Raw genomic sequence first — 9927 nt, forward strand, 5'->3', positions numbered from 1 at the left:
ATCAGCCCAGAACTCAGTCGATCCCCGGAAGCCGTCAGCCAGCCCGACGAGCTCCATGCGGCCATCAGCACGGACCCCGATCATTACCAGCAAACAGAGTTTCTCCACCTCAAGGCGCACCTTGAGGTGGATGCCATCCACCCACAAATACAGGTAATCGGTGCTGGATAAGTCACGCTTGCCGAAGGCTTTGGCCTCGTCCTGCCGCTGCGCGGTCAGCCGAGTAATCTCGGTCGCCGAGAGCGCCGCGCCCGTGCCGAGGAAATGCTCCGGCGCCGGGCCGAAATCCCCGCTGGACAGCCCGTGCAGGCACAGCAGCGGCAACACCTCGGTCATCTGCGGCGACTTGCGCGCCCACGCCGGCAAAATCGGGGAGGAAAACCGGCACCGCTCACCGGTGTCAGCGTCGATGCGCTTGTCGTTGACCCGCGGGGCCTTGACCGGCACCGCCCCAGCGGCCGTCAACACGGTCCGCTCCTCGTGGTAGCCGTTGCGCACCACTAGGCGATGCCCATTCTCGTCAACCTGATCGGTGAACTGCGCGATATAGGCCGACTTCGGCCTCCAGCGCCGCCGCAAGCATTTGCCGGGCGCCATCGCGGACGACCTCATCGAGTAACGAGCGACCCGAACCGGTGTTGTCGTTGGACTCGTCGACGTCGTGAACTACCGTGAGCATGGGCGTACCTTCCCAACCAGCGCGCCAACGCCGGTCCTTGATCAGACAAACCGAATTCAGAGCACCCTCGGGAAGGCGGCGCCCCTTCAGGCTGCCTCACCGAGGCTCATGTCGGGTAGGACCGCCGCATTGCTGCGGCGGTCCCCCCTCAGAACCGTACGTGCCAGTCGTCCCGGCATACGGCTCAAGCAAGCCCCGAGGACGTTGCGGGAACTGCGTAATTCGTTGGGCTCCCGCGCAACTTAGCCCGAAGGCTGCGATGGCAGGAGGCGTGTACCAGGTGGGTCTCGTCCAACCGGGCCAGCCGCCCGTGGTGGGTGAGATGCTCGGCGGCGATGGCTCGCTTGACAACTCCTAACCACCACCGTTCCCATTCGGAGGGCGACTGCGGGGGTTGATCGACGGTCAACAAATGATCGCCACACAGCGGGCACCGTCCGTCCTGCTTGGCGAGCAGGCGCAGGTTGTAGCTGTCCAGCGCGGGTTTGACCTTGCGCCGTCGTTCGGCCCAGTAGCTGGCCAATTCCGGGGCGTCGGGAGACGCCCGGCCCGCGACTAGCGTGTGTCGGACGATGTGAGTCCAGGAGAATTTGACCAGACACGCGATGTTTTCACGGCGGTCATCCAACGGCCGTTCGGGATCGCCGAACACCCACTGATCGTTCCTGAACTTGTTGAACCGACCCCAGTGGCGGCGTGCGATCCACTTTTTCGGCTTCTTCGGATGCGGTCGGCGCGCCCGCCCGGAGGTGAGCCGCCACATATAGTGGTCCAGCGAGCTGAAAACCTTGCTGGACACCGCACCTCGATAGTAGGCGGACCATCCCCGGATAATCGGGTTCATCCGGGCGATCACCGCCCTGGCGTTGGAGCCGCGCAGCCTGCGCATCTCCTCGGCCAACCGTTTGCGGATACGCTCGATCGCCTCCGGGCTCGGCTTGATCAACAACTTGCCCGGCCGTCTACCGTGGCGGTAGCAGCGGATGTTGAATCCGAGGAAGCTGAATCCCTCTTCGAGGTGGACGATGCGCGTCTTATCCTCGTTGAAGACCAGACCCCTCGGAGCCAGCCACCGGGCAAGCTGCGCCTTGACGTGTTCGGCCTGCTCACGTGAATGGCAGCAGGCGACCATATCGTCGGCATATCTCACCAGAACCGGGTTGCCCGCTATCGCCGCGCCGGCGTAAACACCGGTCGAACTGCGGTAACGAACTCCCGCGGCCTCCTCCAGGCCATGCAGTGCCACGTTCATCAGCAACGGGCTGATCACCCCGCCCTGCGGAGAACCCTCCTCGGTCGGCGCGAACCCGCCGTTCTCGATCACCCCGGCTTTCAGCCACTTTCGGATCATTTCCTTGGCCGGGAACGACCCCAGCTTGTCGAGTAGCCGAGGATGGTCGATTCTGTCGAACGCGGCCGACAAATCGGCGTCCAGAATCCATGCCCGTTGGGCTCGTGGCCCTTTGAGCGTGAGGAAAAGGGACTGGATCGCATCGGCACAGCTACGGCCCGGGCGAAACCCGTAGGAACGGGCCTCGAACCGAGCCTCCCACTCGGGCTCCAGCGCGTTGCGTACCCGCGCCTGATGACAGCGGTCCATCACCACGGGGATACCGAGCGGACGCTGATTTCCGTTGGCCTTCGGAATATACACACGCCGAACCGGCAAGGGCTCCCACGACGACCGCGAATCATGCACTCGCACCGCAATATTCGCTCTCGCCTCGGGCGACAGGGCAACCTCCCCATCGATCCCGGCCGTTCGACGCCCAGCATTGCGCTGAGTCACCTGTCGCACACTGACCAACGTGTTCGACCAGGAACCCAGCATCAGTTTCTGCAGCGACCGGACCGAGGCCCAGTCCTGCTCCCGCGTCGCCTTGAAGATCCTGCGCCGCAACCTCGCTACGTTTTCCTCATGGACACGCCAATCCACGACGGTCCAATCGAAAACGCCCTCCGGTCCGTTCACCTCTACGGTGTCCAACTTGCCCTTCCGGTTCGCAAGGCCCTCGGTCTCGGTATTTCAAAGGCTCACCTGCCCACGTCAGCGCCCTTTCGAGCCCAGCCACCACGCTGGTATCCGACCGGTTCCCCATGATCGCCGCCCAGGAGGAGCGGCGGCACCACGACCACAGGTCCCGCTGCCTTTCGGCCATCGGCATTCGCTTCTTGAGCATCCTGTTCCCGCCGAGGGATTCCGCCCCTCTCACGATCGGCCTACCGGCCCGAAGGCCGGACCCGACGGGGTTTCCACGTTCCGCGCATACGAGATACGGCCGGGGAGGGCGCCCTCTATACCCCGAGACCAGCGGTGTTCGCACGACCGGCCTGTGGCCTCCGGTCGCCGCTTGCCGCCACTGCCAGCGGCCGGGTCCTATCACCCGGGTTCTCAACCCGTCTTCCCGGGCTTCAAATAACGAGGCGTCATCAAGGGTTCATTCGCATTCGCCCGTCCGGCCTTCCCTCGCCCGGTCGTTCCCCCAGACGGAACGGGGGCCCTTGGGCTTCTTCCCTGAGCTTCGCACGCCCACGGGCAGGACCCGTCGACGCACGTCAGGGCGGGGATCGGTCACGAACACCAACCGAGAACTACGCGACCGGCATCGCCGACCTCCACTCCACGAGCTCACTCACATGCGCGACATCGCGTCGCACCCACAGACCTCCGATCTTGTTAACAGTCAAGCGGCGGCTCGTGTGGGGTGCGTCGGGGGTGGTCGGTATGCCTTGATTGGGTCGTAGGTTTGGCTGGTTTGCAGGCAGTGGTAGAGCTGGCCGAGCATGCGGTTGTAGAGGTGGCGCAGGGCTGCGGGGTGGCGGTCGCCGTGGTCGCGGCGTGTCAGGTAGTGAGCGCGGGTGGGTCCTTCGCAGCCGGCCGCGATGAACGCCCAGACGAATCCGACGGCGGCAAGTCGGTTGTTCTTCACGTGCCGGTGAGTGATGCGGATGCTGCGCCCAGAGGCTTTGGTGACGGGCGCCGACCCGGCGAACGCCTTCAATGCTCGGGCGTCGGCGAATCGTGTTCGGTCGTCGCCGATTTCGGCGAGCAGGCGGGCACCGGTAAGGTCGCCGACCCCCACAAATGAGGTGATGATCCTGTGGTCGGCGTGCTGGGCAAAGGTGGCGGCGGTGGCCTCGCCCAGCCGGTCGACGTTGGCGCACTCAGCGTCGAGGGTGGCCAGCAATGCGACTGCTTGGATACCGAAGGCGTCTTCGACCGGGGCGGGGTGTCGCAGCTGCGGCAGCCGCAGCTGCTGGTGGATTGTCGCCGCGAGCGTGGTCAGGCCGCGTTGGCGTCCGGCGCGGCGCAGGGCGGCGGTGATCTGCGGCTTTGACAGCCGCGCCGCCTTGGCCGGGGTGGCAGCGATGGCGAGCACCGCACGAGCTTCGGGTGCGGTGATTCCGCCGGGACGGTCGGCGAAGGCGTGCAGGAAACCCGGGAAATATTCCCGCAGCAGCGACCGCAGTTCGTTGCCGGCCCGGTTACGCCGCCAGGTGGCGTCCTGGTGGGCACGGGCCAGCACGGTGATCGATTGCGCCAGTTCGGTGTCGGCGGGTAACCGACGATGCTGGTCGATGTCGGTACGCAGGATGTTGGCCAGCGTGACCGCATCGCCGTGGTCAGACTTCTTGCCCGACATCGACGTCCGTTCCCGATAGCGGGCCACCGACATCGGGTTGATCGGGTAGATCGGTCGACCGCTGGCCCGCAACACGGCGACCAGCAACCCGCGCGGGGTCTCGATCGCGACCGGGATCGGATCCTCAGGGTCGTCGTCGGCATCGGCCAGCATGGCGGTCAGTTCGGCGAATCCGGCGACCGACTCGGGGATGCGCCGTCTGGCGACCAGCCGACCGTCGGCATCCACCAGCGCGACGTCATGATGATCCTGGGCCCAGTCGATCCCACACGTGACCATGGACAAATTTACCTCCTTGGTTGTCGAAATGTGTTGGGTGCGTGACCCTTTGTGAGAACGCGCGGCGCCCTAATAGCAAGGCTCTGATGGCCTGACCTCCGATTGAGCCGTTCGCGACCCCAGCAACCCGCACGACCCCCAGTCTTTGTCAGAGCTCAACGGCTCCCCGTCGATGAGGTGTCGATCGTGCAGGCGGGCTCGAACCACGTTCCCCACCCCAACCCCTTCCGAGGAGCAGCCGGTCACGACACGCCGACCTCGCCGTTCTCCCGGCAGGTCTAGCCGACCCCGGTATCGGTCAGGCGTTCCGTCGACACTCGCTGGCCGACCGCTCACTCGGAAGGTCGCAGAGCAGCCGGCGTTCCCGCCTGTGGAAGGGGGTCTAGCCCCGAGTTCTGATCAGGAATCGTCCAGTGCCCTACAAAGCTATTAGGTTCCTGATCATTGCTCCACCGCAGCGCCGTCGGGCGGGTATCACGCTGTCTGGCCAGGCGGTCAAATTCGAGGACCAGGTCCTCGCCGGTGATGCCGCGCGCCACCCGACCGTCGACGCATTTGCGGGTGTGTTCGTCGATGATCGAGACGATCTTTGATCTGGCGGCGGTCAGTGGTGCCATCGAAATGGAAGTCAACAGCCACACCCGCTTCAGGCGCATCTGCGTACCCCGGGCATGGCGCTTTCTGCGCCCGCGTCTCCCCAAGCGAGCGAGCGGGACATTTGACTTGTAGCACCACGTCTACACCCGATACTATCGGTATCCGAAACTGGATGTTCGAGGAAGGGCAGCCTGTCATGGTCGACGGAGACATAGGACAAGGGGCAGTGACCACTGCAAGTGCGGCAAGTGTGGGGTCTCGGTATCCGAGAACCCGGCGGATACGTTTCCCCTTTGGCGAGGGCAGCAAGTATTTCTTCGATGACGACATCATCTTCAGCCACCTGTGGGCGAACTTGTCGGGGTCGTTCCCGCCGGGGGAGGAGTTGTTCATTCGGTCGGTGCGCCGGTTTGCCGATGAGATCGCCGATCCTGGGTTGAAGAAGCGGGTGGCCGGGTTTATCGGTCAGGAATCGGTGCATGGCCAGCAGCATCGGGCGCTCAATGACAAGCTCGTTGACATGGGGTATCCGATTGGGTGGTGGGATTCCGAAAAGTTTGTTGATTGGGTGAAACGCATCGAGGAGGTGCTGCCGGCCCGGATTCCGCTGGCGGTGACAGCAGCCGCAGAACACTTCACCGCGATACTTGCTGAGCGGCTGCTCGGCGATGAGGACTTCCGGGCGATCCCGGGTGATGCGGAGGTGTGGAATCTCCTGAAGTGGCATGCGCTGGAGGAACTTGAGCACAAGTCGGTTGCCTTTGACGTATTCCGCTCGGTGGGGGGTACCGAGCGGGTGCGTCGACGTGTGATGGCGGTAATGATCCCCCTTCTGCTCCTCCTCATGAGTGGCACGCTGGCGTATTCGGTGGCGCGGGATCCCGAAGCGTGCCGTCAGCCAGTGCGACTGGTGCGTGAGACCTATCGGGTCTACCGCGGTCCGATATTTCGGGGTTTGATCCCAGAGCTCAGGCAATACTTGCGACCGGGATTTCATCCCGACGACATCGACACCAACGCGTTGCTCGAGCAATGGCAGGAGGAACTCTTCGGCACCAAGGGGGCCCTGGTCGGCTACCTGAAGTGACCGAATTTCACCGAGACCGTCGCCAAGAAGGGAGCAAGCAGTTTTATGTCCGAATCCTTTGACGTTGTGATTGTGGGTGCGGGTATTTCCGGTATCAGCGCTGCCTGGCATCTGCAGGAGCGCTGTCCCAACAAGAGTTATGTAGTTCTAGAGCGCAGAGCTGATCTGGGTGGTACATGGGACCTGTTCAAGTATCCGGGCATCCGATCGGACTCCGACATGTGCACCTTCGGGTTCCGTTTCAAGCCGTGGCACTCGCCGCGCTTTACCGTTGATGGCGCCACGATCAAGGATTATCTCTGGGAAGCTGCCGCCGAGAGCGGCATCGACAACCACATCCGGTTTGGTAGCCAGGTATTGTCTGCGGACTGGTCGGACGCCGACAGGCGCTGGACGATCAAGGTGGCTGGGGACCGCCAAAAGACGACCGAGATCACGGCCGCGTTCCTGTTTGCGTGCAGCGGCTACTACGACTACGACCAGGGGTATCGTCCAGAATTCCGGGGCGAGAAGGATTTCGAAGGAATTATTGTTCACCCGCAGAACTGGCCCGAAGACCTCGATTATGCGGGTAAGAACGTCATCGTCATCGGCAGCGGTGCTACCGCAGTGACCCTTATTCCGTCCCTCGTGGATTCAGGCGCTGGCCAGGTAACGATGCTGCAGCGTTCACCGACTTACATCGGATCGCTGCCAAACATCGACCCCATTGCCGTGCAGCTCATCAAGTGGTTACCGACAAGGAGCGCGGACTTCGTCAACCGCTGGAAGAACATCCTGTTAGCTGTGGCGCAGTACAGACTGGCGCGTCGCTTTCCCCGTTCCATGCGAAAAGCGCTGATCGCTTGGGCTAAGCACCAGCTGCCCGCAGGCTATGACGTGGATAAGCATTTCGGGCCGAAGTACAACCCGTGGGATGAACGGATATGCCTGGCCCCTAACGGCGACCTTTTTAAGGCCATTCGGGACGGCAAGGCCGATGTAGTCACCGATACTATCGACCACATCACCAGGACCGGGATCAAGCTTTCCTCGGGTCAGGAGTTGACGGCCGACATCATTGTCGCCGCGACCGGTTTGAACATGCGGCTGTTCGGCGGCGCCAAGATTACCCGTAACGGCCAGGTCGTCGACGTCGCGAAGTCGATGACCTATAAGGCCATGATGCTATCCGACGTCCCGAGCATGGCGTTCACTATCGGTTACATCAACGCGTCCTGGACACTGAAAGCAGACCTGGTGTCTGAATACGTCTGTCGCTTACTCAACTACATGGATGCGCACGGCTACGACACCGTCGTAGCTCCCCACCCTGGCGAGGATGTCGAGGAACTGCCGTTCACGGATTTTGCGCCCGGCTACTTCCAACGCGCGATGGATCAACTCCCTAAGTCTGGATCCCGCGGTCCATGGAAAGCAAAGCAGAATTACCTCTTCGATGTCCGTCAAATACGCCGCGGCAAGATCGATGACGGTCTGCGCTTCACGACCAAAGCATCCCGGCCGGCAACTCTGCCGGCCTCGACATCACACCAAAGCACTTCCGAAATGGCTTCTGGCTCAAACCGAGGAAACGGTGAGCACCGCACAAATCCGCTCATCGCCGGATAATCCAACGGGGACTGTCTCGGTGAGTCCGGAGACTTTCTGATGTGAGAGCTCAGCTGGCGGCTGCTCTCTCGCGTTGAGCGTAATAGGCGGCCTCGAGTTCGGCTGGCGGAACATCGCCGCAGTATTCATACAGGCGGCGGTGGTTGAACCAGTCGATCCGCCGTGCGGTGGCCAGCTCGTTCGACCACCACGCCTCCACCTGAGGGGCTGTTGGCGCAGATGACCAAGGCGGTGCTCCAACGCGCTTTGGATGTCGAGATCGCTGATCACCTGGGCTATGAGTACGGCGATCCGGCTGGTTATGGCTCGGGCAACTCCCGCAACGGGCGCGGCCGCAAAACCGTGCTCACCACGGCCGGAGCGGTCGACCCGACTTTATCAAACTAGCTTCTCGGGCGCGCTTCGCTCTCACCGTGGTGATCGAAAATTCCGCGAGCCAGTTGCGGTTCCGAACGGGGCCTGCGCTGGGTTCAGCGTCCAGGCGGCCGACGGTTCATGCTGGAAGGTGTTTCGGTTGACCCCGGTTGCACTATGTTGCCTGTGAGCCCGCAAATTAGCCTGAGGGTGGAGAGCCCCCCATCCACGGGGACCGTGGAATGTTGCCGTCGAGCACGAGTGTCAGAATTCTGTTTCATCCCGCTCTCCTGTCAACGGCGACACGGGGTCAGTTTTCAGACGACGCCGACATCTCCCCGGAACACGCCCCTTTGTCAATCCTGTTGGGAGGCGGTGAGTTCGATGGATGTGGTGCACCCGCGGTGCGCGGGAATCGATTGCTCGAAGAAAGACGCGAAGGTCTGTGTGCGGATTCAGGGCCATGGACGCAGAGGAGCGTCGTCGACAGTGACGACATGGGGTGCCATGACATCACAGATCCTGGCGTTGCGTGAGCATCTTATCGCGCAGAAGGTCACGTGTGTGGTGATCGAGTCCACCAGCGACTACTGGAAACCGTTCTACTACCTGCTCGACGATGAGCTGAACATGATGCTGATCAATGCGTCGCGGGTGCGCAATGTGCCCGGCCGCAAGACCGATGTGTCTGATGCTGCGTGGCTGGCCGATCTCGGGGCTCACGGGCTGGTGACGGCGTCGTTGGTGCCGCCGCCGCCGATTCGTGTCGGCGGCAAGTGAATACTGACCAGTGCTTGCCGACTCCTGATCAGTTTTCGATTGCCGTTGACAATTCGCGCGCTGCGGGATCTGACCCACGCACGCACGCACATCACCCGGGAATGCTCGCGCGAGGTAATGCGGTTGGAGAAGCTGCTCGAAGACGCCGGGATCAAACTCACCTCGGTGGCCACCGACATCACCGGAGTGTCCGGACGAGCGATGCTCGAGGCGCTGATCGCCGGCCAGAACGATCCAGCCATGATTGCCGATCTGGCCAAGCGGACGCTGCGCCGCAAGATCCCGGCGTTGACCGAGGCGTTGATCGGCCGGTTCAGTGAGCATCACGCGTTTATGTCCCGGTTGTTCCTTGACCGCATCGATGCTCACACCGCCGATATCGGTCGCCTCGATGAGCGCATCGAGGAAGCGATGGCGCCCTTTCGCCTCACCCGGGAACTGCTGATGAGCATTCCGGGATTCTCCGGCAAGACTGCCGAGGTGTGAATCGCCCTGGAAATCCCGGAGGCTCCTGACCTTGGAAACGAGGATGCAGGTATGCCGAAGGAACAGTCGTCTGGGAAGCCCACGGCGCGTCGTTACAGCCCGGAGGAGAAGGCCGCTGCAGTGCGGATGGTGCGGGCACTGCGTGCCGAGTTGGGCACCGAGCAGGGAACGGTGTCACGGGTAGCCCGCCAGCTCGGCTACGGGGTCGAGTCGGTGCGCTCCTGGGTGCGTCAGGCCGATATCGACGACGGGTATGCACCTGGGGTGTCCACTGCGGAGTCACAGCGGGTCAAAGAGCTCGAGCAAGAGATACGAGAACTGAAGCGGGCCAATGTTATCTTGCGTCGGTTCGGTCGTTCGGCAGCGTGAGCAGGGTGTTCTCGTTGTGGACGGTGTCTGCGACAGGTGGC

At 62.7% G+C, this 9927-nt stretch carries 5 protein-coding genes and 4 pseudogenes; 5 read left to right on the plus strand and 4 right to left on the minus strand.

The window, feature by feature from the left end; all coding sequences use genetic code 11:
• The 4 genes and pseudogenes from AWC17_RS04050 to AWC17_RS34110 all read right to left on the minus strand — a co-directional run.
• Positions 1–679, minus strand: a pseudogene (locus AWC17_RS04050) (transposase); the annotation flags it as partial.
• A 184-nt stretch (positions 680–863) separates the two neighbouring features.
• Positions 864–2651 (minus strand): group II intron reverse transcriptase/maturase, encoded by a 1788-nt coding sequence (ltrA, locus tag AWC17_RS04055; RefSeq protein ID WP_046186391.1) that lies wholly within the window; start codon positions 2649–2651, stop codon positions 864–866.
• Between the two features lie 712 nt (positions 2652–3363).
• Complete coding sequence (locus tag AWC17_RS04060) at positions 3364–4602, minus strand: IS110 family RNA-guided transposase (RefSeq protein WP_007172236.1); 1239 nt, start codon at positions 4600–4602, stop codon at positions 3364–3366.
• 332 nt (positions 4603–4934) lie between these two features.
• The gene (locus tag AWC17_RS34110) at positions 4935–5258 is read right to left on the minus strand and encodes a hypothetical protein (RefSeq protein ID WP_007172237.1); all 324 of its coding nucleotides are present in this window, start codon (positions 5256–5258) and stop codon (positions 4935–4937) included.
• Between the two features lie 137 nt (positions 5259–5395).
• On the opposite strand from AWC17_RS34110, the gene AWC17_RS04070 reads away from it, so the two are divergent.
• From AWC17_RS04070 to AWC17_RS04090, 5 genes and pseudogenes are all read left to right on the plus strand, one after another.
• Positions 5396–6286: a metal-dependent hydrolase gene (locus tag AWC17_RS04070; protein WP_172975555.1), complete on the plus strand. Its 891-nt coding sequence runs from the start codon at positions 5396–5398 to the stop codon at positions 6284–6286.
• Positions 6287–6331: 45 nt separating this feature from the next.
• Complete coding sequence (locus tag AWC17_RS04075) at positions 6332–7897, plus strand: flavin-containing monooxygenase (RefSeq protein ID WP_007172240.1); 1566 nt, start codon at positions 6332–6334, stop codon at positions 7895–7897.
• Positions 7898–8059: 162 nt separating this feature from the next.
• Positions 8060–8266: pseudogene (locus AWC17_RS04080) on the plus strand (transposase); the annotation flags it as partial.
• A 369-nt stretch (positions 8267–8635) separates the two neighbouring features.
• Positions 8636–9514 (plus strand): annotated as a pseudogene (locus AWC17_RS04085) (IS110 family transposase); the annotation flags it as partial.
• Positions 9515–9568: 54 nt separating this feature from the next.
• Positions 9569–9865 (plus strand): annotated as a pseudogene (locus AWC17_RS04090) (transposase); the annotation flags it as partial.
• Positions 9866–9927: the final 62 nt, after the last annotated feature.

Origin of the sequence: Mycobacterium nebraskense (assembly GCF_002102255.1) — a bacterium.
GTDB lineage: Bacteria > Actinomycetota > Actinomycetes > Mycobacteriales > Mycobacteriaceae > Mycobacterium > Mycobacterium nebraskense.